This window comes from Mesorhizobium sp. LMG 17147 (genome assembly GCF_024297145.1).
Lineage (GTDB): Bacteria > Pseudomonadota > Alphaproteobacteria > Rhizobiales > Rhizobiaceae > Mesorhizobium.
Genome location: NZ_JANCTC010000005.1, coordinates 260,055 through 283,652, shown reverse-complemented (window position 1 = coordinate 283,652; position 23,598 = coordinate 260,055). Strand labels below are relative to the sequence as shown.

Here is a 23,598-nt window from a genome sequence, read left to right as displayed (position 1 = left end):
TATTTCGGAATCAGAACCGGTTATCTTAGCAGACACTGAAACATGCATCTCCAGCAAGATTACGGAATGTTGCGTTAGCTTTGTTTCTCATTGATACAAGTAATACTCCATATCGTTGCGACTTTTCGCCTGCTCTACCAAAAAACGACGAGACCGTTTCTTATAAGATCGCCCTAATCGCGATCTATGGTATTTTTTTCGAACCCAGCCCAACCCGTTGCGAGGGCCGAAAGAAACGCCGCCCCTTTGCCGACTTTTCGTGCTGGCCGTCGGGCCAGGCGACGGCAAACATCCTCAAGGTCAGCCTGACGATGCGCCTTGGCTGCGGACATGACGATGTTTCGTGGCGCCGGCCGCGATGAGCGGTTTAGAAAGCCGGACGAACCACGCCTTGTCTCACCCCAGCCCGATCCGCTTGGCGCCTTGCCGGAACAGCGCCTCGGCGTCCGGCTCGAAGCGAAAGGTGCCGATGAAATCGTCGGCGCAGTAGTTCGGCAGCATCTTGCGCAGCGCAGCGGCGAAACTTCGTGCCTCGCTCAGCCGCCCCGCCAGCGCAAGGCAATGCGCGGCAATCGCCAGGATGATGGCATGGGCGTTGGGACGGGCGGCTGCTTTCAGCGCCCATTCGGCGGCTTCATCGAACTGGCCAAGCCGGACATGCGACATCGCCCTGGCGCCCAACATGCCGAACAGCAGCGGATCGAAGGGACTCAGATGCCTGGAATGGTCGGACGAGCCGATCGCGGCCTGCGGGTCGCCGGACTGCGAGTGGACGAACGACAGCGCATAGTGGCCGAGCGCGAAATTCGGGCTGAGGTCTACGGCGCGTTCGAGCTCGATGAGGGAGCCGTCCTGTTCGCCGCGCAGCCACAGCGCCCGCCCCATGGCCCAGTGAGCGGCCGGATTGTGATCGTCGACGAGCAGGCTCTGGCCGGCTGCCTCGAAGGCCAGGGCGCTTTCCTGGTCGCGGTCGCCCCAACGCTGGAAGGCATTTTGCCAATGGGTGAAGGAGAGGCCGGCATAGGCGCGGGCGAAGGTCGGATCGAGCTTCAAGGCCGTGTCGAAGAAATGCCGGGCCTGCTCGTTTTCCGTGCGGGTGAAGCGATACATGTGCCAGAGGCCGCGATGGTAGGCTTCCCAGGCGTTCAGCGAATTGGGCGCCTTCAGCATGGCGCGGTTGCGCTCGACGGTTTCGATCTCGGCCGAGATCGACGAGACGATGCTGTTGCCGATGTCGTCGAGCACGGTAAAGATGTCGTCCGGTCTGCGCTCGAACGTCTCGGCCCAGACGATCCTGGCCGTGCGCACCTCGACAAGTTCCACGCTGACCACGACGCGGGCTGCCTGGCTGCGTACCGTGCCGGTGGCGACATAGTCGACGTTGAGCCGGCGGCCGGCGTCCTCCGGCGCAATGTTTTTTTCGGCGAGCGCAAACACCGAGCCGCGTGCGATGACGAAAAAGTCCCTGAGCTTGGCCAGGCGGGTGATGATGTCGTGGGTGAGGCCGTCGGCCAATCCACCGCGCGGGCCGCCGACAGCCGCCTCTTCGGCAAACGGCATCACCGCGAGCGAAGCCTTCTGCGATGCAGCAGTATCGGAACGGGGAGGCACAATTGACGCGTGGGGGGCCGCGGGTACGAGTGAAGGTCGCGCCCAGAGTGCTGCTGCAGGTCGTTCGCCGCGGATCGTCCGCCATGCCTCGCGAACGGCTCCGAAATCCAGATCCTCTGAAGCAAACAGCCGCGCCGCGGAAGCGAGATGTTCCTCGCCCGCGCCAAACTGGCCGCGCTGCGCCAGCCTTTTCAGAAGAGCCACATGCGCGCGCCCGTCGAACGGAGCGAGTTCCAGCCATTTGTCCAGATGCGAGGACATTTCGTCGGCATCCGCCGGAAGCTTGTTGACGAGGTGTTCCAGGATTGCGGCGTGCCAGGAGCTGAAGCGGCGGCGCTGAGCGATCAGCCAACCGTTGAAATGCGGGCTGCGGTCGATCTCCAACCCATCGAGAAAATCGCCGGCGAACATTCCGGAAAGAGCCTGCAGCCGCTCCAGACCGAGCGTCTCAACGCCCTTGGCGGCGGTCGAGGCTATGTCGACAGCGTCGACGGAAGCACCTTTCAGATCAAGCGCGATCGTGTCGCCTGGTGTCTCGACCCTGCGATGGTGCGGTTCATCGAGGAGGCCTCTAAGCTTGCTCAGACACCAGCGAAGCTCGCCGCGCGGGTCGTTCGGCACATCCCACAAAAGCTCGCAGAGGCGGCTGCGGCCGACCGGATGCGGCGCCAGCGCCAGATAGGCGAGCAGCGCACGCAGCTTGCGAGATTTTGGGAGCTGGATGATGATGCCGTTGCGTGCGATCGTCAGCGGTCCGAGCAGACGCACGCAAAGACCGGCCATCTCGCCGCCGAGGCTCGATCGGGCGGATTCCACGTAAGTTTCCACGCCTGCTCCCACGCTGGCCAGTCGGCCTTTGTTTTATCACCAAACGCGACACGGTGCATCCGGCAGCGAATTCCCGCACCGGATGCTGGCATTGCCGGGGTGCAAATGTAGCGCGGCAAGGTCTCGAAACCTCGCCGCCCAAGCCACCGGTCTGTAACCGGCCCGTGACGACATGAGACAACGAAAACGCGAGGAGATCGACATGTTGCATCAACAGAAAATCAGAACCACCGCCGGGCGCGGACGTCTGTTCGACAGCATTCTCGACACGGTCGGCGATACGCCGGTGATCCGCATCAATAACCTCGGACCGGACCATGCCACGATCTATGTGAAGGCCGAGTTCTTCAATCCCGCCGCCTCGGTAAAGGACAGGCTGGCGCTCAACATCATCGAGGAGGGCGAGCGCAGCGGCGCCTTGAAGCCGGGCCAGACCGTCGTCGAGGCGACCAGCGGCAACACTGGCATCGGCCTGGCCATGGTTTGCGCCCAGAAGGGCTATCCGCTGGTGGTGACGATGGCCGACAGTTTTTCCATCGAACGCCGCAAGCTGATGCGCATGCTGGGCGCCAAGGTGGTGCTGACGCCGCGCGCCCAGAAGGGTTTCGGCATGTACAAGAAGGCGGTGGAGCTCGCCGAGGCCAATGGCTGGTTCCTTGCCCGCCAGTTCGAGACCAAAGCCAATGCCGCCATTCACGAAGCGACCACGGCGCGCGAGATCATCAACGATTTCGCCGGCTCGCGGCTCGACTGTTTCGTCACCGGCTATGGCACGGGCGGCACCGTCGCCGGCGTCGGACGCGTGCTGCGCCGCGAACGGCCGGAGACCCGGATCATGCTCGCCGAACCGGCCAATGCGCAGCTTATCGGCAGCGGCAAGCCGCAGCAGCGCGGCGCCGGCGGCGCGCCTGCCGCCAGCCATCCAGCGTTCGAGCCGCATCCGATCCAGGGCTGGACGCCTGACTTCATTCCGGACGTGCTGCAGGAGGCGATCGACACAAGCCTCTACGACGAGGTGGTGCCGATTGCCGGGCCCGAGGGCATGAAATGGGCCAAGGCGCTGGCGCAGAAGGAAGGGATTTTCACCGGCATCTCTGGCGGCGCGACCTTCGCGGTAGCGCGGCAGATCGCGGAAAAGGCGGTGCCCGGCTCGGTGATCCTGTGCATGCTTCCCGACACCGGCGAACGTTACATGACCACGCCGCTGTTCGACGGCATCGAAGCGGAGATGGACGCCGAGGAGACCGCGCTTTCGCAGTCGACGCCCGGCTGCCAGTTTCCGGCGTGACGGCGGCACATCGGGAGCGGCCTGCATGGACACGAAACCTGGATTGGCCGTCACGGCCAGCGAGGAAACGCTTGACCCCTCGAACTGGGCCGATGTGCAGGTCCTGTCGCATCGGATCGTCGACGATGCCGTCGCTTACCTGCGCGATGTCAGAGAGCGTCCGGTGTGGCAGGAGATGCCGGTCGATGTGAGGACCTTCTTCACATCGCCGCTGCCGCGTTCGCCGGCGCCGCTGGCAGAAATCTATGGCGACGTCACCAGGAGCTTGATGCCCTATCCGATGGGCAACATCCATCCGCGCTTCTGGTCCTGGTATATGGGCTCGAGCAATTTCACCGGCGCGCTCGGCGATTTCCTGGCGGCGATCCAGGGCTCCAACCTCGGCGGCGGCAACCATGCCGCCGCGCTGATGGACAATCAGGTCGTCGACTGGTGCAAGGAAATGATGGGCTTTCCGCAATCGGCCAGCGGCACGCTGGTCAGCGGCGGCTCGATGGCCAACATCATCGGTCTGACCGTGGCGCGCAACGCCAAGGCCGGCATCGACATACGCGAGCACGGCGTTGCCGGCATCGACAAGCCACTGCGTTTCTACGGCTCCGACCAGCTTCACTCCTGTCATCGCAAGGCGATGGAGGCGCTCGGCCTCGGCAACCGGGCGCTGCGCCGCATCCCGAGCGATGCCGGGCTGCGGATCGACATCGCTGCGTTGCGGGCGGCGATCGCCGAGGACCGTGACGCCGGTTTCAAGCCGGTCTGCGTGATCGGTACGGCCGGCACGGTGAACACCGGCGCAATCGACGACCTGCAAGCGCTGGCCGACCTGGCGGCAAAAGAGGATCTGTGGTTTCACGTCGATGGCTGCATCGGCGCCTTGCTTGCGATTGCGGCGGACAATTCGCATCGCGTTGCCGGCATCGAGCACGCCCACTCAATCGCGCTCGATCCGCATAAATGGCTGCACGCGCCCTTCGAGGTCGGCTGCGCGCTGATCCGGGATGCCTCCGCGCATCGCCGCACGTTCGCGGTGACGCCGGAATATCTGGAATCGACGCCGCGCGGCCTGGCCTCCGGCCAATGGCTGCACGACTACGGCTTGCAGACCTCACGCGGCTTCCGGGCGCTGAAGGTGTGGATGGCGCTGAGAGAACATGGCATCGAAAAGTTCGGCCGGCTGATCGACCAGAACATCGCGCAAGGGCAGTATCTCGGTCAGCTGATCGAGGCCGAACCGGCGCTCCAGCTGGTGGCGCCGGTGAACATCAACATCGTCTGCTTTCGCTATCGCGCCGATGGGTTGGACGCTGAGCGCCTGAAAGCGCTCAACACCGAGATCATGCTGAGGCTGCAGGAAGAAGGCATCGCCGCCATTTCCGACACGACGGTGCTTGGCCAGCATTGCCTCAGGGTCGCCATCAACAACCACCGTACCCGGCGCGACGATCTGGACCTGCTGGTGCGGGAAACGGTGCGCCTCGGGCGGGAGATTTCAAGGGCGGGCACCGCCGGCTGACGCCGGCTTCCGCTGCCCTGCGCGCCGGCTTTCCGTCGAGCGGCACGACTCACGCCTCGAGCCAGACCTTCTCGAAATGCTGCTCGAGCGACTGGTGCTGCTCGCAGCCATGGACGCCCTTGCGGTAGGTGCGGTAGACCGAGCGCCAGTAGGGCTGGATGATGATGCCGGAATCGCGGAGATTCTGCTCGATCTTTGCCATGATCTCCTTGCGGGCACCGGCATCGGGCATCGCCAGCGCCTTGTCGAGCAGGCTGTCGAATTCCGGATTGGCGTAGGCGCTCTCGTTCCAGGCGGCGCCCGATTTGTAGGCCAGCGCCAGCACCTGCACGCCCAGCGGCCGGCCGAGCCATTCGGTGCAGGAGAACGGATATTTGCTCCAGTCGTTCCAGAAGGTGGCGGCCGGCAGCACCGTGCGCTTGATCTTCAGCCCAGCCTCGCGCATCTGCGCTGCGATGGCGTCGCCGGTGCTCCTTTGCCAGTCGACGTCGACCGAAATGAGCTCGTATTCGTGATCGGCCTTGCCGGCCTCGGCGAGCAGGGCCTTGGCTTGATCGATGTTGCGCACGGCTGGGCCGATATCGGCATATTCGGGATGCATCGGCCCGACATGATGGTTCTCGGCCGGCTTGCCGCGGTTGTCCATGCCGATCTTCAGCACAGCGGCGTTGTCGACGGCGAGCTGGGCGGCGCGGCGCACCTTGATGTCGTCATAGGGCGGATTGGCGACATTGAAACGCGCGACGATCGTCGAGCCGGTGGCGATCTCGGAATTGCTCAGGCCCATGGAGTCGGTCTGCGCAACCGTGTCGGAGGCGGTTTCGTGGTCGGTGTCGATCTCGCCCGATTCGAAGGCCGACAGCATGGCGTTGGGGTCGGAGCCGTAGTCGACCCATTTGATGCCGTCGAGGTGGAACTCGCCCTTCCACCATGGCTTGTCCTTGCGGCGGACTTCGGCGCCGACCTCGGCGTCCCATGCCACGAGTTCGCACGGCCCGGTTGTGATCGCCAATGCCTTCATCGGGTCGCCGTCGCCTTCATAGCTGCGGTGCATGATCAGTGCCGGATAGTCGGCCATGCCGGCAATCAGTGAAATGTCGGGCTTGGGCAAATTGAGCCGCACGGTGAAGTCGTCGACGCGTTCGATGCCGCCGTCGACGGCTTTCTTGGTGTCCGCGTTGACCAGCGCGCCCATCCGCGCGGCGACAGAATTGCCGGCGACGGACGCATCGCACCAGCGCGTCAGATTGTGAATGACATCGTCGGCGTTGAAGGTGTCGCCGTTCGACCAGTTGACGCCTTTGCGGACATGCAGCGTCAGCACGCGGGCATCGTCGCTGGTCTCCCAGCTCTCGAGCAGCCATGGCTCGAAGGTGAAGTCGCGGTTCCAGCGCACCAGATATTCATTACACTGGCGGGCGACGTTGGACATCTCGACGCCGTCGAAGGTGCGCGGATCCTTCCAGCCCTTGACGTTCATGGCAACGCGCAAGACGCCGCCGCGCTTCGCCTCCTCGGCCCTGGCCGGTGACGGAGCAAGCCCGCCAAGCGCCAGCGCGCCGGCAGCGCTGACACCAAACGCGGCCATGGTGGCGAGATATTCGCGCCGGTTCATCTGGCCCTTCTTGAAGCCGTCGGCGACGGGCGCGGCCTGCGGATGCAATTTCCGATCGGTCAGCATGAACTTCATCGTCGTTCCCTCTTTGTTGGGCGCCTCCGACCGACCGCGCCGCGGGGGTGGATGCGTTTCGCAGGGGCGCCTTACGTGAGGTGATGATAATGCTGGCTTGAGCGGGCAAGTGTTCGGGTTTCCGCAGTTGTTGTGCGCTGTTCCGCAGTGGGGAGCTTGAGGAGAGCGGATTTCTGCGCTTGCCTGGCCGGCATGAGAGCCGCACTCCGCCGTCACTCCGGCCACTTACCCCCGCCCAGCGCGGCTATGGCCGCGACGATGCGATCAAAGGCCTCGCTGGCGCGCGGCACGGTCTTGCGGGCGCGCAGGAAACTGTGCACGAGGCGCGGCTCCTCGCGCCACCATGCCTTACCGCCGGCGGCAAGGATGCGGTCGCGATAGGTCTGGCCGTCCGATGACAGCGGATCGCATTGCGCGGTGACGATGACCGTCGGCGGCAGGCCGGAGAAGTCGCTATCGTTAAGTGGCGAAAATGTCGGGTCGTCCGGCGACTGCCCCTTCGCTGCCCGGATATGCCGATAGAATTCGACGTCCCGCAACGTCAGCAGCGGCGCTTCGGCGTGCTCGATATAGGAGCCGGTGCGCGCTTTGCGGTCCAGCTCTGGGCCGTCTAGCTCGTCACCGCCGAGCTCGGGATAGATCAGCACCTGGCCGATCGCGCGGCGAGGATGGCGGCGCGTCGCCTGCGCCACTGCTGCGGCCAGGTTGCCGCCGGCGCTCTCGCCGCAGAGCACGATCGGCAAGCCGGTCGTCGCCGCAGCCCATTCGAACACCGCCAGCGCATCCGCGAAGGCCGCCGGATGCAGATGTTCCGGCGCCAGCCGGTAGTCGGCGGACAGAACCGCAAAGCCGGTGCCGGCGCAGATCTCGGCGCAGATGTCGTCATGGCTGTCGAGCCCGCCAAGCACGAAACCGCCGCCGTGATAATAGACGACCATCGCCTGCGGCGCCGTTCCCGCCATATGGTAACGCCGGACCGGGATCGCACGGTCGCCGACGCTGCTGTCGCTGGCCTTGACGCCGGGTGGATAGGGCTCGCGAAACGCCCGGCACATGGCATCATAGACCGCCCGCTGCCTGTCGATCGGCATGTAGACGATTTCGGGCGGATACCACTCGTTGACCCGATCGATATAGGCCCACAGCTCCGGATCGAGCAGCGTCAGGTATTTTCCGCGGTCTGTCGTTTCGGGTCGCTCGGCTTCGGTGACCATCGCGGCGCGATCCCGCTCAGAGCTCGGCGTAGAGCCGGGCGGCGTTTTCGTAGCTGAAACGCAGCGGCACCGAGCCCTCGACCTGCCAGGCATCGACCGTCTCGCCGGCCAGCAGCCGGCAGGCGGCCTCGGTGGTGGTGACGGCACCGCCATAGAGCCGGTTGGCGAGGTTGAGGATGGCCGTCTGGTGCATCGCCGTGCTGCCGCTGCCGCAGGCATCCTTGACCAGCAGCACGCGAAACCCGAGCGCCACCGCATCTTTGACGGTGGCATCGATGCAGGCCTCGGTCCAGACGCCGGCAACGACCAGCCATTCGATGCCGTCGGCCTTGAGCCGCCCGGCGGCAGGCCCTCCACCAAAGGCGCTGGCCTGCGTCTTGACCATCATCGTCTCGCCGGCTGCAGGCGCCACTTCCGGACAGATCGCCGTCAGCGGATCGTCCTTGTCGGAAAAGGCCGACTTGCCGTTGGTCTCGACCGGGTGGAACGGCCGTGCTGTGGCGACATCGACGACATAGGCCCAGTGATACAAAGGCACATGATTGGCTCGTGCTGCTGCCTGCAGGCGCTGTACGTTGGCGAGGATATCGCCATAGCCTTCGACCAGATAGCGCTTGTCCCGCCGATGCTCCTCCTGGAGATCGATGAACACCGCCGCCGCCTTGCCGGGCTTGATCGAGATCGGGCTTTTCATGCAAAACTGCCTGTCAGCACTCAAACGTGCGTGTCAAGAAAATCGTCCTCGTAGGGGAAGCGCGACAGAAGTTCGGTGCCGGTCTCGGTGATCAGGATCTCGTCCTCCAGCTTGACGCCCTCGCGGCCGCCCTTCTCGCCGATATAGCTTTCGACGCTGACCACCATGCCGGGCACGATGACCCCGTCGCGACCATAGGTTTCGTAATCCATGGAGTGCGCGATGAACGGCGTCTCGCCATGCATGCCGACGCCGTGCATGACCGAGGTATAGCGCTGGTCGACGAAGCGGTCCGGGATCTTCCAGGCCTTTTCGGCAATCTCGCGAAACGCCATGCCGGGCTTGACGACCCCGATATTGTGCTGAACCTGGTCGTGCGCCATCTTGTAGAGCGACTTCTGGTAATCCGTCGGCCTGCCCGGGCCGCAGCGGAAGGTGCGCGAGAAATCCGAATAATAGCCGTAGCAGCCGATCGTGTCGGTATCGAGCGCCAAGAGTTCGCCCGGCCTGATCTTGCGGCCGCTCGCTTCGTTGAACCAAGGGTTGGTGCGCTGGCCCGAGGTCAGCAAACGGGTTTCGATGAACTCGCCGCCCTGCCGGATCACCTCGCCATACATGATGGCGAACAGCTCGTTTTCGGAAACGCCGGGCTTGATCGCCTCGCGCACGGCATAGACCGCGGCCTCGGCGCCGGCCATCGACACCTGCAGGCATTTTACTTCCTCGGGCGTCTTGACCGCGCGCACCGCCAAAATCTCGCCCTGGCAATCGCGGACGTCGCAGCCGCGCTTTTCGAGCGCCAGCGCCTGCAGATGGCTGCAGCGGTCGAGGCCGAGCTTCATCGAGCCGCCGCCATGCGCCTTGAGCAAATCGGCGACCTCGTCGGCGAAAGGACCCGCGGTTTCGTCGTCGCGGCCCGACACCGAAGACCATACCAGCTTGGACGGACGCGCCTCGTCGATCGTGTCGAGCACCATCGAGACATGGTAGCTCTGCGGATATTCGAACAGCACGATCGGCCCTTCGCTGGGGATGAAGAAGTAGCGCGTCGAGTTGCGCAGGAAATAGCCGAACATGTTGCGCGAACCGGTGGCGTAACGTTGGTTGTAGGGGTCGAACAGGACGACGCCGCCATAGCCGGCCTCGCGCATCCAGGCACGCAGCCTGGCAAGGCGCCCCTTGCGCAGCGCGTCGGCGTCGATGAAGGACGGCTCGGTATCGGACAGCCACATGCCGCCGGCCGGATCGGCCGCCGCCGGATGGCGCATGCGGTCCTTGAAGTCGACGTCCTCGGTGCTGTCGGGGTCAAAAACGACAATGCTCATGGGTGCCTCCTGGAAGCGGCGACGATGAGCCATGCGTTGCGCAGAGGCTGTGCGGAATCCCGCAGGTGTTGTGCCGTATGCCGCTAGGCGGCAGCCCCCTTCAATTACCTCGGCGATTGACTGTGAGCCCGAACGTTTTCGTCATCCTAGGGCGGAGCAAGGAGCGAAGCGACGCGGCGCAGACCCTGGGATCCATGCCATTGCATCTGCCGAAGAATGCAACGGTTCAGAACGGCACTTGCGTCGGCACAGGCGCCAGCTACCCTTCAACCATGACCGGCTATACCTATATGACCGCAAGCCAGAAGCGCGGTACGATCTATATCGGGGTTACCAACGACCTCGGCCGCCGCATGCCGGAGCACAAATCCGGCGAGGGCTCGCGGTTCACCAGCCGTTACGGTGTGCGGCGTCTGGTCTGGTATGAGGAACATTTCGACATTGTCGACGCCATCCAGCGCGAGAAGTCGCTGAAGCGCTGGCCACGCCAATGGAAGATCGAGCTGATCGAGAAGACCAATGCGGAATGGTTCGAGCTTTTTCGCGGGACGGGGTGGTAGCATTCGGTTCTGGTCCGCAGGCGCACTGCCGCGAGGTAACGGCATGGATCCCAGGGTCTGCGCCGCGTCGCTTCGCTCCTTGCTCCGCCCTGGGATGACGAACGGAGGGGTGTTCGGCTAATCTCCGACGTTTGCGGCTTGCAGAGGCCCCTAATGCCTTCTCATCACCTTCGGCGCATGCCCATGCTCTTCCCGAAACGCCCGCGCAAAGCTCGACATCGAGGCAAAGCCGCAGGCGAGCGCCACGTCGCGCACCATCAGCGTCGAATGGGCCAAAAGATCGGCGGCACGCTTCAGCCGCAGCCGGCGGTAGTAGCCGTTGGGCGAAATGCTGAGCTCGGAGCGAAAATTGCGTTCGAGCTTGTCGGAGGAGACGCCAAGCCTATTCGCCAACTCCGCCATGCCGAGCCGTTCCTCGACTGCATCCTCCATGATGGCGATGGCCGACAGCACCAGTTCGTTCTGCACGCCGGTGCGTAAGCGCAGCGGCATCAGCTTGCGGTCGACGCTGGAGCGCAGCGGGCTGTGCACGAACCATTCGGCGACGCCGGCCGCGAGTTCGGCGCCATAATCGCGGGTGATGATCTCCAGCATCATGTCGAGGCTGCCGACACCGCCGGCCGAGGTGAAGCGCTTGCGGTCGATGACGTAGAGATCGCGCCTCAGCTCGATGTCCGGAAAGGCCTCGGTGAAAGCGGCCTGGCTGGTCCAGTGCAAGGTGCAGGCATGGCCGTCGAGCAGGCCCGCGCGGGCAAGGAAGAACGCCGCATCCGCCACAGCACCGATATGGGCGCCACCGCGCAGGCTCTTGCGGATCCAGCTCACGGCATCGTACGCGACGAGATGATCGGCATCTCCGCCTGAGCAGACGACGATGCGATCGACCTTCGGCGCGTCATGGGCGGAAAAACCGGGCTGGATGACGACGCCATTCGAGGCCTCGACCGGCCCCCTCTCGGCGCCGACGATAATCCAGCGATAGCAGTCCCGCTTGGCCAGTACGTTGGCGGCGCGCAACGGCTCGATAACCGAACTGAACGCCATCATCGGAAAGCCGGGGAAAACCAGGATGGCGAAGGTGAGCGGGGTATCGCTTGCCGTCGGTTGGTTGCGTTGTCGGTTGTTCATAGCTTCCGGAGCCAGGCAGCAAGGTGGATCAGGAAGCTACAATTCTGCCAGATGGCGCCAAGGTCAACGGAATAGAATGTAAGACACATGGATATGGATGCAGAACAAGCGCCGCTCGTTGGCGATCCTTCACGCCCCCTGTCCTGCCGGACATCTCCTCCTCGAGGGGGGAGATTGGCAGCTTCGCCGTCCCGTCCGTGTTTCAGTATTGGAGGTTGGCGAAAGCGCAAGATGACGGCCAATCTCACCCCTCGTGGCCGAGATGCCCGGTAGGGCAGCGGGGCACTGTCCGCCGACGTCTCGCAAGGTTCTTGCTGCCGGGCTCAGCTCGCCAGCGCCTGATCCAGATCCGCAATCAGATCGTCACCATCCTCGATCCCGGCCGATAAGCGCACCAGCGAATCGGAAATCCCGATCTCGGCGCGTTTTTTCGCGGGGATCGAGCCATGCGTCATCAGCGCCGGGTGCTCGATCAGGCTTTCGACGCCGCCAAGGCTTTCGGCCAGCGTGAACAGTTGCGTGTGTTCGAGGAAGCGCTTGGTGCCGGCGAGGTCGCGGTCGAGCTCGACCGTGATCATGCCGCCGAAGGCGTGCATCTGCCGCCTGGCGATGGCGTGCTGCGGATGGCTGGGAAGGCCGGGATAGATGACACGACGGATGTCGGGGCGGCTTTCCAGCCAGTGCGCGATCTTCTGGCCGTTGGACGAATGGCGCTCCATCCTGAGCGCCAGCGTCTTCAAGCCGCGCAGCGCCAGGAAACTGTCGAACGGCCCGGAAATGGCACCGATGGCGTTCTGCAGGAATTTCAGCCGGTCGGCCAGATCCTTGTTGTCGCCGACCACGGTGACGCCGCCGACCATATCGGAATGGCCATTGAGGTATTTGGTAGTCGAATGCACTGATATGTCGATGCCGAGCTCCAGCGGCCGCTGCAGATAGGGGCTGCAGAAGGTGTTGTCGGCGACCGAAAGCACGCCTTTGCGCCTGGCCAGTGCTGCGACGCCTTCGAGGTCGACGACACGCAGCAGCGGATTGGTCGGCGTCTCGACCCAGAGCATTTTGGTTTCCGGGCGGATCGCCGCTTCGACCGCGGCAAGATCGGTGAAGTCGACGAAGTCGACCTGCAAATTGGCCGAGCGCTTGCGCACCCGTTCCAGCAGCCGGAACGTGCCGCCATAGATGTCGTCGGTGGCGACGATATGCGCGCCTGAATCAAGCAATTCAAACACCGTGGCGATCGCCGCCAGCCCCGAAGCGAAAGCGAAAGCGGCTGTGCCGCTTTCGAGGTCGGCCACAGCGCGCTCGAAAGCAAAGCGGGTCGGGTTCTGGCTGCGGGCATACTCAAAGCCCTTGTGCACGCCCGGGCTCTGCTGGCCATAGGTCGAGGTGGCGTAGATCGGCACCATCACCGCGCCCGTCGTCGGGTCGTGGCTCTGGCCGCCATGGATGGTGCGGGTCGAGAAGGCGAGGCGGTTTTTGCCCGATACAGTGGCTTTTATGGTCATCGGGCGCGCCTCAGATGGTTGATCAGGTCGATGCGGGTTATCAGGCCAATAAATTCGTCGCCGTCGAAGACGATGGCGACCTCGTTGCGGTCGAACACCGGCAGCAGCGCGTCCAGCGTCTGGCTGGCCTGCAGCGTGTGCAGATTGGTGGTCATCGCCGTCCTAACCGGGGCCTTGAAGCGGTCCCAGCGGCTGTCATAGGGACCTTCGACCTTGGCCAGGATATCGCTTTCGTCGATGATGCCGACGAGCTTGCCCTCGTCCAGCACTGGCAGTTGCGAGACATCCGAGCGGCGCATGCGGCCATAGGCGTTGAGCAGGCTTTCGTCGGGGCCGACGGACACGACATCGCCGGTGCGGAGCGTGCGCATAACCAGGTCGCGCAGGTCGCCATGCTGCTCCTGCTCGGCAAGGCCCTGCTCGGCTAGCCAGAAGTCGTCGAAGACTTTCGACAGATACTTGTTGCCGCTGTCGCAGACGAAGGTGACGACACGCTTCGACACGGTCTGCTCCCGGCAATAGCGGAGTGCTGCCGAAAGCAGCGTGCCCGACGACGAGCCGGCGAGAATGCCTTCCTTCGAAAGCAGGTCGCGCACTGCAAGCATGCTCTGCTTATCGGGGATGGAATAGGCCTTCCTGACCAGCGACAGATCGGCATTGGGCGGCACGAAATCCTCGCCGATGCCTTCGACGGTCCAGCTTCCGGCCTCAACCATCTTGCCTGTCTTGATCAGGGGCGCCAGCACCGAGCCGACCGGATCGGCGAGCACCATCTCGGTCTTCGGCGAGACTTTCGCAAAGTAGCGGCCGAGCCCGGTCAGTGTGCCGCCTGAGCCGACGCCGACGACCACCGCATCGACATCGCCTTCGAGCTGTTGAAAGATTTCCGGCCCAGTCGTGGTCTCGTGGGCGAGCGGATTGGCCGGGTTGGCAAACTGGTTGGCGTAGAAGGCGCCGGGCAGCTCGGCGGCGATCTTTTCGGCCATGTCCTGATAATATTCGGCATGGCCCTTGCCGACATCGGAACGCGTCATGCGCACTTCCGCGCCGAGCGCCCGCAGATGCTGGATCTTTTCGCGCGACATCTTGTCAGGCACGACGAGGATGATGTGGTAGCCCTTGGGGATGCCGACCTGGGCGAGACCAAGACCGGTGTTGCCGGCGGTCGCCTCGACGATCGTCCCGCCGCGTTTCAGTTTGCCCTGTTTTTCGGCGGCGGCAATCATCGACAGCGCGATGCGGTCCTTGATCGAGCCGCCGGGATTCTGGCTTTCGAGCTTGATGAACAGCCGGCACTTGCCGATGTCGAATTTGGTCAGCTCGACGACCGGCGTCTGCCCGATCAGGTCGAGAACCGAGGCATAGGGCGGGCGCAGGCGGGACGATGCATCGTCTTGTGCCACGATCTTGTGCTTGCTCATGTCAGATGCTCCGTTGCCAGAATGAGCAACCGCCCTGGAAGACGGCAACCTACCGTCTTTTCCAGCCGTTTGCAGTTGGAAAGAAGATAGATCGTGCCAATCCGGCCGCCAGCAGGGGAATGGAATTTCGCGAAAGCTTCGCCGGCTCCAGGCAAGGCAAAAGATTTGCAGAACCTGCTCAGGGTTCAGGCGATCGCGGCCTGGGCTTCGATCTCGATCAGAAAATCCGGATTGCCGAGGCCGGCGACGCGCAGCACCTTGATGATCGGCGGCGCGCCACGGTTTGCCCAGAAGGCCATCCAAGCGCCGAAGGCCGGCCCTATGTTCAGGTCGCCGGCGATATAGACCGAGAGGCTGACGAGGTCTTCAGCATCTTGTCGGAAAGCGAGGGGATCAGCCGGCGCAGTTCGGAATAGCGCATCGGCTGTTCCTTGATGCGCGCCAGGATCACCGTCTTCCATTTGCCGCCGAGCGCGTCGAGCGCGAACTCGACCGGACAGCCGTAGAGTCTTCCCCGTTGGGTCATGCGCCATGGTAGGCAAGGCACGGTGACGACGAAAGCAGAATTTGCCCGGCCATCTGGCCAGGGTCGGCTTACGGCCTCGCCGACTACAAAATCCGTGGAGGAGACCGAAAACGAGCGTACGCGACACCAATCCGGTCAAATGCGAGACGGCCGAACGTGGCGTCATCGCTTAGCTGTCTCGACCACCACGGGCTGACTTCTGGTGGAGCGAGCTCCCGCACCCTGGTTCGCCTTCAGCGAACGCGGTTATGCCGTCGAGGTCTTTTCACCCAACGGCGGCGGTATTGCATCCACATTGCGTCTAGACCAAGAGGTCCTCATCCGAGCAAGCGCTTGCTCAGCCGCGCGCACTGCACGCGAATATCGGGAATGGCGTCGATTTCGAAGAAGGTGCCGCGCGTCAGTGGCCCGACGGCGAGGATCTTGGCGGATACCGTGCCGTCGCCGGCGATGACCTCGCAGTTCGCGGTCACGTCGAGGCCGAGGCGCAGCGGATCCGGCCGTGCCAGTCCACGCTCGACCAGCGACCGTACCACGCTGTTCGAGGTGGTCGAGATGTCCCTGGCGATGCCGGTGCAATCATAGATGCGGGTGACGTCGAACCTTTCGAGCTGCTGCGTGTGGCGCGACTGGACCTGTACGCTGAAGCCGTCGCCCGCGGCGATCTCGACGACGCGCCCGGCGACAAGGCGGATGCGGCCCGCTTGCACTGCCTCGGCAACGCGGGTGTAGACTTCCGGCGCCATGCGATGGCGGTGGATGTCCCACCAGGCCTTGGTGTGCTCGACGAAGCGGCGCTTGGCCGAGGACGGCCAGTTCTGCCAGATCTTCTGGTTGAAGGGTCTCAGACCGTCGACGACGTCGCGCCAGTCGATACCGGCCTTCTGGTTTTCCCGGATCAGGTCGCGGAACCAGCCGACGAAATAGGAAAGCTGGGTACCGAGCGGAATGTCGGCGACGTCGAGCTTGATCGGATTGCCCTTGCGATGCGGCGAAGGCAGCAGGCCGCGCCGCGACACCGCGACGATCGCGCCGCGGTGGCCGCGCTGCTCGAGCGACAGGAAGGCATCGACCATGCTCAAGCCGGTGCCCAGCACCAGGACTTGGGCTTCGGGGTCGAGCGCAGTGTCCGCCTCGGATCCCATCCTGATCGCATGCCCCTGCCCCGCCCCCGGCTCTTCGTCATGCCCGGTGGCGAGCACGGCAAGATGCGCGACCACGCTGGTGCCGTTGGCCAGCGTCACCTCGACGCCGGAGGCGGTCGGCGAGATCGACAGGCTCTCCTCGCGGATCAGGCGCAGCCGGCCCGTCTGCTGCTCACGCGTCTCGAGCTCGTCGAGCAGCTCCTTGAGATAGCGGGCGTAGACGCTGCGCGGTGCATAGACCGGCGCCTGTTCCGGCGTCGCTATCCCGCGTTCAAGCAGCCAGCGCAAGAAATTGCCCGGATCGTCGGCATAGGCGCTCATGCCCGACGCGCTGACATTCAGCACATGCGCCGACAGCAGCGTTGAATAGGCCATGCCTTGCCCAAAATGCGGGCGTTTTTCGATCAGGCTGACGCGGAGATCGGGATTGGGCGACTTCAGCAGATGCGCCGCAAGCACGACGCCGCTGGCGCCGCCACCGACAATGATGATCGAATTTGGCGTAACGCGCCCGGTCATACGCACACCAGCTGTGCTGGCGATCGTCGCCGGCTCAGGAGAGATTGGTTCAGGCCTGGATTTTCAACGCCGCCGAAAAGTCTTCGTCGCCGACGATATCGCGCATTTCGGCGAGGCTGCGCTGATCCAGCACCTCGGCGATGGCCTGCCGGACCTCCAGCATCAGGTGTCGGACTTGGCATGTCGCCTCGTTGCAGTCTTCGCAGCGCTGATACTGGGTGCGGCTGGCGCAAGGAATGGGGGCAAGCGGCCCGTCGAGCACGCGCACGACGTGGCCGACCTTGATCTCGTCCGCCGGGCGCGCCAGCCGATAGCCGCCGTCCTTGCCCTTGCGGCTCTGGACGAACCCCGCACTGCGCAATTCGCCAAGAATGGCATCAAGGAACTTCTTCGGAATATTGTTTCCTGTAGCGATGTCGTTGACGAAGGCGAGCTGTCCAACCGGCAGGCGCGCCAGATGGACGAGCGCCTTGAGGCCGTACTTACCTTTTTTCGTGAGCATAACCCGAACGTTTCTCTGTCATGCGATGGCGCAAGGCCACCGGTTGCGAAACGCCTGGCGTGCCTCCGCGCCGCGTCCAAGCTGTCACTACAGATAAATTCTAGTGACATGATATACAAGCCGAGAAACGTTGATTTTGCTTCGTTTTCAAGCCGCAATGGCCATTCTGGTCGGGGCTTGTGCCCTTGCGAGCACAGGAGCCGCCGCGAATGGCACACCGGCAAACTGGCCGGTGGCAGGAATGTCCCGATCGGCGAGAATGCCGACGGCAGCTTCTGCCCCTGAATTTGAAGGCCAAAGCATGCCGCGCACGGCAACAAGGAGGGTGGCGTCGCTCATCGTCCTCTCCAATCCTTCAATGTCGATAAGCATACTAGACTTAACCGCGAACACAGGGAACTTGTTTCCAATTTCCTGGCTATTCACAGCACGGGTTTGCCGATGCAGGGCGAAAACGGGAAAATCCTTGTTGTGGGCATGGACGGCGTGGAAGGGGTTCCCGGGCAAGGATGCTGGTTCTAACCCGGGCCATCACCCAGAAGCGTGCGAATGGGCAACTGCCCTAGCCAGACGACTTTTTCTAACAAGGCCGAGCCGATTGGAAGGATTTAACTCTACAAGAACGATAGAGTTAGATGACTATGAAACGCAATCCCGGTTTTCTCGTTTCCAAGGAGCCTTTCATGTCCACCATTTCGCGACGTATCGTTCTCTTGTCCTCGGCGGCTCTGGCAGGTGCCGTCTTTCTCGGCCCAGCCGATGCGCAGGACCTCAAGATCACTATCGGCTACCAGACAGTCGTCGAACCCTCGAAGGTGCCGCAGGCCGACGGCGCCTATGAGAGCGCGACCAAGGCGGCAATCGACTGGCGGAAATTCGATTCCGGCGCCGACGTGATCGCCGCCATCGCTTCCGGTTCGGTCGACATCGGCTATGTCGGCTCGAGCCCGCTGGCGGCGGCGGCGAGCCGCGAGCTTCCCATCCAGACAATCTTCATTGTCGGGCTGATCGGCGAATCCGAGGCCCTTGTCGCCCGCAATGGCGCCGGCATCGAGAAGGCCGCCGACCTTGCCGGCAAGAAGGTGGCGGTGCCCTTCGTTTCGACGACGCATTACAGCCTGCTTGCCGCGCTGAAGCATGAGGGTGTCGACCCGAAGTCGGTCGATATTCTCAACCTGCGGCCACCGGAGATCGCGGCGGCATGGGCGCGCGGCGACATCGACGCCGCCTATGTCTGGGATCCGGCACTCGGCCAGATCAAGACGACGGGCAAGGTCGTGCTGGATTCCTCGCAGGTCGCAGCCTGGGGCGCGCCGACCTTCGACGCCTGGATCGTGCGCACCGACTTCGCCGAAAGGAACCCGGAGGCGGTGCGCGACTTCGTCAAAGTGACGGGCGCTGCCTATGCCGACTTCCTGGCCAAGCCGGATCAATGGTCGGTGTCCTCGCCGCAAGCGGCCAAGATCGCCAGGATCACCGGGGCCAAGCTCGAAGACGTGCCGCAACTGCTGAGAGGCTATGTCTTCCCGACGCTCGAGGAGCAGGCCTCGGACAAGTTCCTCGGTGGCGGCACGGTCAAGGCGGTCGAGGCGACATCGGCCTTCCTCAAGGAGCAGGGCAAGATTGACGCCGTCTTGCCGGATTATTCGAAATACGTGTCGTCGAAATATGTCGGCGAGGCGCTGGCCTCGAATTAGCGGCGGCTCAATACCGCGCGTCCTCCCTTCCCTGACGCGCGTTGCCTGCCCCGGAGCCGCTGACGAGGAACGGCTTCGGGGCAGGCAGGTTCAGAATATCGGCGACCCCACATGACGCATCTCGTGCTCGACCAAGTCTCGGTTCACTATGACGGCCAGCCGGCGCCGGCCGTCGAACGCGTGTCGATTGACATCGCTAAGGACGACTTCGTTGTCCTGGTCGGCCGTTCCGGCTGCGGCAAGACCTCGTTGCTCAACGTCGCCGCGGGCCTGGTCCAGCCTGTGCGCGGACGCGCCACGATTGGCGGCAGGCCGATCACGGCGCCGGGCTCGGACCGCGCCGTCGTGTTCCAGAACGACGCATTGTTTCCGTGGCTGACCGCGCGGGAAAATGTCGCCTTTGCTCTCAGGCTGCGCGGTGTCGGGGCCGCCGAACGGGCGCGGACTGCCGACGACCTTCTGGCGCTGGTGAAGCTCGACGGCGCCGGCGACAAGCGCATCTGGGAGCTTTCCGGCGGCATGCGCCAGCGCGTCGGCCTGGCCAGGGCGCTGGCAGCCGAGCCGCAATTCCTGCTGCTCGACGAACCGCTGGGCGCACTCGATGCGCTGACACGCGAACGCATGCAGACAACGCTGCTCGATCTGTGGACGGCAAGCCAGGTCGGCGTGCTGATGGTCACGCACGGCATCGACGAAGCGCTGGTGCTCGCCACCCGCATCATTGTGCTCGCTCCCGGCCCTGGCCGGGTGGTGCGGAGTTTCGAGGCCGGTTTCAGCCGGCGCTATGCAGCCGGCGAGGCCATTCGCAGCATCAAGGCCGATCCCGCCTTCGCCGCGGCGCGCGGCGAGCTGACCGACGCGATCTTCGAAGGGGAGGCAGCATGACCGTTACCTCCTATACCGAGCGGCCGCGGCGCTCCAAGGTCGACGACGGAGCCGACGCGCTGTCGGTGCCATGGTCGCGGCCGCTGCCGAGACGCAGCCGCGTTTCGGCCCGCGTGGTTAGCGCGATCACCATTCTGATGGTGCTGGCAGTGTGGACGGTATCGGCCCGCCTGCAATTGGTGTCGCCGGTTTTCCTGCCGTCGCCTGTGGCAGTCTGGAACAAATTTGTCGTCGTCGCCCGTGACGGCTTTGTCGACGCGAAGCTGCTCCAGCATATCGCCGCCAGCCTGTGGCGCGTGTTTGCAGCGCTGATCGTCGCCATCGTCGTCGGCGTTCCCATCGGGCTGGCGATCGGCGTAAGCACGATCGGGCGTGGCCTCTTCGATCCGCTGCTCGAATTCCTGCGGCCGATCCCGCCGCTCGCCTATCTGCCGCTGATCATTATCTGGTTCGGCATTGGCGAGCCGTCCAAGATCCTGGTGATTGCCGTTGCCATGCTGGCACCGGTTGCGCTGTCGACGGCATCGGGTGTTCGCGGCGTCTCGCAGGAACGCATCAATGCAGCGCGTTCGCTTGGCGCCACGCAGCGCCAAGTGATCAGGCACGTCACCCTGCCCAGCGCGCTGCCCTCGATCCTGACCGGTCTGCGCATCGCGCTTGGCGCCGGTTGGTCGACGCTGGTCGCCGCCGAGCTGGTGGCCGCGACGCGCGGGCTCGGTTTCATGATCCAGTCCGCTGCCCAGTTCCTCGTCACCGACGTGGTGGTGATGGGCATACTGGTGATCGCGGCCATTGCCTTCGTGCTCGAATTCATCATCCGCAGGATCGAGCGGGTGCTCGTCCCGTGGGCAGGGCGGGAGTGACCGACAATGCCCCATTCCATCGCTGTACTGTTTGCGCATTTCGGCCATTGGCTCCGCCTGATCAAGGCCGGGGACAAACAGCCGCCTGACGGCGAACGCAAAACGCCGGTGCATCTGGACGCGGAGCGCAACCGCCTGCCGCCGCGCGACGAAAGTTTCTACTGGGGCTGGCAATACTGGTCGCGGTGACCCGGCCGCCACGGGTACGCTGTGCGCTGCTCTGGCGGGAGCCTGAGCATCGACGCCCTGCTCAAACGCGTGAACGGTTCGCCCAGGCCAGGCCGGCCAAGCCGACCAGCGCAGTGACGATGCCGACATAGAGCCATTGCGACTGGCCGGTCATGAAGCTGCCGCGGATGAAGCCGATGCCTTGCAACGTCCACAGCACGCCGATTGCGAGCACGATCAAGGCCAGCAGATTTTTGATCAATCTCATCGCTAGAACTCCGTTCCAAGTCGATCATCAACCGCGTTCCAGCCGGAATGGAACAGCGAAAAGAGGCCGCTCGATTACACCAACTTCTACTTGGATGCTAATCTCTGATCTTGTGCAAGACGCCCGGAGATCGGCGCAGACATCATCAAAGAAGCTGCGCCTCGCTGCGGAAAGTCTCTGACAAATTGTTTCGCGCCGACTCCAAACGTGTAACATTGCCATGGAACCGACAGATCATTGCCGCATTTGCTGCCTTGTTCGGCACCTAACGGCTTGGGTCTGTCAACGGAGCTAACCCCAAGCATGAAGAAAAGCTATCAGGCCGCGCTCGTCGCGGCCACGATTGCGGCCGGCCTGACGGTCGGCGCATCCGCCACCAACGCCGCCGCTCAGTGCGGCCGTGCCTCCTGGTACTCACTGCATTCCAGAACCGCTTCCGGCGAACGCATGAACCCGTCGGCGCTGACCGCAGCGCATCGCAGCCTGCCGTTCGGCACCAAGCTGAAGGTGACCAATCGCAACAATGGGCGCAGCGTCGTCGTGCGCATCAACGACCGCGGCCCCTTTATCAGGGGCCGGATGCTCGATCTGTCGAAGGGCGCAGCCAGTCAGCTTGGCTTCATCAGCTCGGGCCATACCGCTGTCTGCATGGCACGGGTCTAACGGTAAGGCCGCCACGGCCGGACACCGCCTCCAACGATTGTCCCCAATAGCCGTGCTCTTTGCCTCGCCTTCGCAGGCGCACATTGAGCCGGCTGTTGCCCTTCCAGGCGGATTCTCAATGCCTTGGACGAAAGAACGAGCATAAATCACGCAAGTTGACGTATTGCATCGCAGCAGATTGTTGCTAACTTCCCCGCAAAGCATTCAAGGCTCGGCGCTGCTCGTCGGCCCTTCGATCGCAGTCGGCAGCGGGGTTCTCGATGTTCTACCAGCTCTACGAACTGAACCACGCCGCCTTGCAGCCGGCGCGCCTCTATGCCGATGCGGTGCGCCTGTTCTACTCCAATCCGCTCAATCCGGTCTCACACACGTCCTGGGGCCGCTCGGTTGCGGCAACGGCCGAACTGTTCGAGCGCACGACGCGCCGCTACGGCAAGCCGCAATTCGGCCTGACCAAGACCGTGGTCGACTGGAAAAACGTCGAGGTAAGCGAACGTACGGTCTGGTCGCGGCCGTTCTGCAACCTGGTTCGTTTCGAGCGGGCGGTTCCTGCCGGGCGCCGGCCGGACCCGAAGCTGTTGATCGTCGCGCCGATGTCGGGCCACTACGCGACGCTGCTGCGCGGCACGGTGGAGGCGATGCTGCCCTATGCCGACGTGCATATCACCGACTGGGTCGATGCCCGCATGGTGCCGCTGGCCGACGGCAGCTTCGATCTTGACGACTACATCGACTACATCGTCGACATGCTGCATGCGCTGGGCCCCGACACCCATGTGATGGCGGTGTGCCAGCCTTCGGTGCCGGTGCTGGCGGCGGCGGCACTGATGGAAGCCAAGGGTGATCCGTTCGTGCCCTCGACGATGACGCTGATGGGCGGGCCGATCGACACGCGCCGCAATCCGACGGCGGTCAATCTGCTGGCGCAGGAAAAGGGCATCGACTGGTTCCGCGACAACGTCATCATGCGCGCGCCCTGGCCGGTGCCGGGCTTCGGCCGTGAGGTCTATCCCGGCTTCCTGCAGCTTTCGGGTTTCATGAGCATGAACCTCGACCGCCACATCACCGCCCACAAGGACTTCTTCATGCATCTGGTGAAGCATGACGGTGACAATGCCGAGAAGCACCGCGAGTTCTACGACGAATATCTGGCGGTGATGGATCTGACGGCGGAATTCTACCTGCAGACCGTCGACACCGTGTTTGTCCGCCAGGCCTTGCCCAAGGGCACGATGACGCATCGCGGCGTGGCGGTCGACCCTTCGGCGATCCGCAATGTCGCCCTGTTCACGGTCGAGGGCGAGAACGACGACATCTCCGGCCTCGGCCAGACCAAGGCCGCGCACGACCTGTGCATCAACATCCCGGCCGACAGGCACGCCCATTACATGCAGCCGGCGGTCGGCCATTATGGTGTGTTCAACGGCTCGCGCTTCCGCTCCGAAATCGTGCCGCGCATCGTCGACTTCATCACCAGCTACGGCCGTCAGAACCGTGTTGCGGTGAAGCCCAAGCTGGTCAGAACCGGCAAGAAATAGGCGACCAGTGATGATGCCCGTCAATCCGCATCAGGTCGGTCAATGCC

At 63.8% G+C, this 23,598-nt stretch carries 22 protein-coding genes; 9 read left to right on the top strand and 13 right to left on the bottom strand.

The features are described from left to right. Positions 1–396: 396 nt before the first annotated feature. Complete coding sequence (locus NMG46_RS12740) at positions 397–2,394, bottom strand: transcriptional regulator (RefSeq protein WP_254818078.1); 1,998 nt, start codon at positions 2,392–2,394, stop codon at positions 397–399. A 247-nt stretch (positions 2,395–2,641) separates the two neighbouring features. Between NMG46_RS12740 and NMG46_RS12735 the strand changes: the two genes are divergently transcribed. Both NMG46_RS12735 and NMG46_RS12730 read left to right on the top strand, forming a co-directional pair. Continuing rightward, positions 2,642–3,727: a PLP-dependent cysteine synthase family protein gene (locus NMG46_RS12735; RefSeq protein WP_254817980.1), complete on the top strand. Its 1,086-nt coding sequence runs from the start codon at positions 2,642–2,644 to the stop codon at positions 3,725–3,727. Positions 3,728–3,752: 25 nt separating this feature from the next. Further along, complete coding sequence (locus NMG46_RS12730) at positions 3,753–5,240, top strand: aspartate aminotransferase family protein (RefSeq protein ID WP_254817979.1); 1,488 nt, start codon at positions 3,753–3,755, stop codon at positions 5,238–5,240. Between the two features lie 49 nt (positions 5,241–5,289). Here the strand turns inward: NMG46_RS12730 and NMG46_RS12725 are convergent, their stop codons facing one another. From NMG46_RS12725 to NMG46_RS12710, 4 genes are all read right to left on the bottom strand, one after another. Next, positions 5,290–6,930, bottom strand: a complete 1,641-nt coding sequence (locus NMG46_RS12725; RefSeq protein ID WP_254817978.1) for an ABC transporter substrate-binding protein — start codon at positions 6,928–6,930, stop codon at positions 5,290–5,292. Positions 6,931–7,142: 212 nt separating this feature from the next. Next, positions 7,143–8,144, bottom strand: coding sequence for an alpha/beta hydrolase (locus tag NMG46_RS12720; protein ID WP_254817977.1), 1,002 nt, complete (start codon positions 8,142–8,144; stop codon positions 7,143–7,145). Between the two features lie 16 nt (positions 8,145–8,160). Then, on the bottom strand, positions 8,161–8,838 hold the full coding sequence (locus tag NMG46_RS12715; RefSeq protein WP_254817976.1) for an isochorismatase family protein: 678 nt from the start codon (positions 8,836–8,838) through the stop codon (positions 8,161–8,163). A 20-nt stretch (positions 8,839–8,858) separates the two neighbouring features. Beyond that, the gene (locus NMG46_RS12710; RefSeq protein WP_254817975.1) at positions 8,859–10,163 is read right to left on the bottom strand and encodes a Xaa-Pro peptidase family protein; all 1,305 of its coding nucleotides are present in this window, start codon (positions 10,161–10,163) and stop codon (positions 8,859–8,861) included. Positions 10,164–10,435: 272 nt separating this feature from the next. Here NMG46_RS12710 and NMG46_RS12705 point away from each other — a divergent pair, with 272 nt between their 5' ends. Continuing rightward, positions 10,436–10,723 carry a GIY-YIG nuclease family protein gene (locus NMG46_RS12705; protein ID WP_254818077.1) on the top strand — a complete coding sequence of 96 codons (288 nt, stop codon included), beginning with the start codon at positions 10,436–10,438 and terminating at the stop codon, positions 10,721–10,723. A gap of 150 nt (positions 10,724–10,873) precedes the next feature. Here NMG46_RS12705 and NMG46_RS12700 read toward each other — a convergent pair whose 3' ends face one another. From NMG46_RS12700 to NMG46_RS12670, 7 genes are all read right to left on the bottom strand, one after another. Continuing rightward, positions 10,874–11,851, bottom strand: a complete 978-nt coding sequence (locus tag NMG46_RS12700) for a GlxA family transcriptional regulator (RefSeq protein WP_254817974.1) — start codon at positions 11,849–11,851, stop codon at positions 10,874–10,876. Between the two features lie 323 nt (positions 11,852–12,174). After that, the gene (locus NMG46_RS12695) at positions 12,175–13,356 is read right to left on the bottom strand and encodes a cystathionine gamma-synthase (protein WP_254817973.1); all 1,182 of its coding nucleotides are present in this window, start codon (positions 13,354–13,356) and stop codon (positions 12,175–12,177) included. Next, positions 13,353–14,777 carry a pyridoxal-phosphate dependent enzyme gene (locus NMG46_RS12690; RefSeq protein WP_254817972.1) on the bottom strand — a complete coding sequence of 475 codons (1,425 nt, stop codon included), beginning with the start codon at positions 14,775–14,777 and terminating at the stop codon, positions 13,353–13,355. Before NMG46_RS12690 ends, NMG46_RS12695 begins: the two co-directional genes overlap by 4 nt. A 325-nt stretch (positions 14,778–15,102) precedes the next feature. Next, positions 15,103–15,303, bottom strand: a complete 201-nt coding sequence (locus NMG46_RS12685) for a helix-turn-helix domain-containing protein (RefSeq protein WP_254817971.1) — start codon at positions 15,301–15,303, stop codon at positions 15,103–15,105. A gap of 317 nt (positions 15,304–15,620) precedes the next feature. Then, on the bottom strand, positions 15,621–16,967 hold the full coding sequence (locus NMG46_RS12680; RefSeq protein ID WP_254817970.1) for an FAD/NAD(P)-binding protein: 1,347 nt from the start codon (positions 16,965–16,967) through the stop codon (positions 15,621–15,623). A gap of 49 nt (positions 16,968–17,016) precedes the next feature. Further along, positions 17,017–17,469: an Rrf2 family transcriptional regulator gene (locus tag NMG46_RS12675; protein ID WP_254817969.1), complete on the bottom strand. Its 453-nt coding sequence runs from the start codon at positions 17,467–17,469 to the stop codon at positions 17,017–17,019. 147 nt (positions 17,470–17,616) lie between these two features. Beyond that, on the bottom strand, positions 17,617–17,976 hold the full coding sequence (locus NMG46_RS12670) for a hypothetical protein (RefSeq protein WP_254817968.1): 360 nt from the start codon (positions 17,974–17,976) through the stop codon (positions 17,617–17,619). Between the two features lie 176 nt (positions 17,977–18,152). On the opposite strand from NMG46_RS12670, the gene tauA reads away from it, so the two are divergent. From tauA to NMG46_RS12650, 4 genes are all read left to right on the top strand, one after another. Continuing rightward, on the top strand, positions 18,153–19,166 hold the full coding sequence (gene tauA / locus NMG46_RS12665; protein ID WP_254817967.1) for a taurine ABC transporter substrate-binding protein: 1,014 nt from the start codon (positions 18,153–18,155) through the stop codon (positions 19,164–19,166). A gap of 111 nt (positions 19,167–19,277) precedes the next feature. Continuing rightward, a complete protein-coding gene (locus NMG46_RS12660; RefSeq protein ID WP_254817966.1) occupies positions 19,278–20,051 on the top strand; it encodes a taurine ABC transporter ATP-binding protein in 774 nt (257 codons plus the stop codon). Continuing rightward, a complete protein-coding gene (locus tag NMG46_RS12655) occupies positions 20,048–20,914 on the top strand; it encodes an ABC transporter permease subunit (protein ID WP_254817965.1) in 867 nt (288 codons plus the stop codon). Before NMG46_RS12660 ends, NMG46_RS12655 begins: the two co-directional genes overlap by 4 nt. Positions 20,915–20,920: 6 nt before the next feature. After that, positions 20,921–21,103: a hypothetical protein gene (locus NMG46_RS12650; RefSeq protein ID WP_254817964.1), complete on the top strand. Its 183-nt coding sequence runs from the start codon at positions 20,921–20,923 to the stop codon at positions 21,101–21,103. Positions 21,104–21,164: 61 nt separating this feature from the next. On the opposite strand, the gene NMG46_RS12645 is transcribed toward NMG46_RS12650, so the two are convergent. Beyond that, positions 21,165–21,350 (bottom strand): hypothetical protein, encoded by a 186-nt coding sequence (locus tag NMG46_RS12645; protein WP_254817963.1) that lies wholly within the window; start codon positions 21,348–21,350, stop codon positions 21,165–21,167. Positions 21,351–21,653: 303 nt separating this feature from the next. Here NMG46_RS12645 and NMG46_RS12640 point away from each other — a divergent pair, with 303 nt between their 5' ends. Both NMG46_RS12640 and NMG46_RS12635 read left to right on the top strand, forming a co-directional pair. Next, complete coding sequence (locus NMG46_RS12640) at positions 21,654–22,013, top strand: septal ring lytic transglycosylase RlpA family protein (protein WP_254817962.1); 360 nt, start codon at positions 21,654–21,656, stop codon at positions 22,011–22,013. A 260-nt stretch (positions 22,014–22,273) separates the two neighbouring features. Further along, positions 22,274–23,551, top strand: a complete 1,278-nt coding sequence (locus NMG46_RS12635) for a polyhydroxyalkanoate depolymerase (RefSeq protein WP_254817961.1) — start codon at positions 22,274–22,276, stop codon at positions 23,549–23,551. The last annotated feature ends 47 nt before the right edge of the window (positions 23,552–23,598 follow it).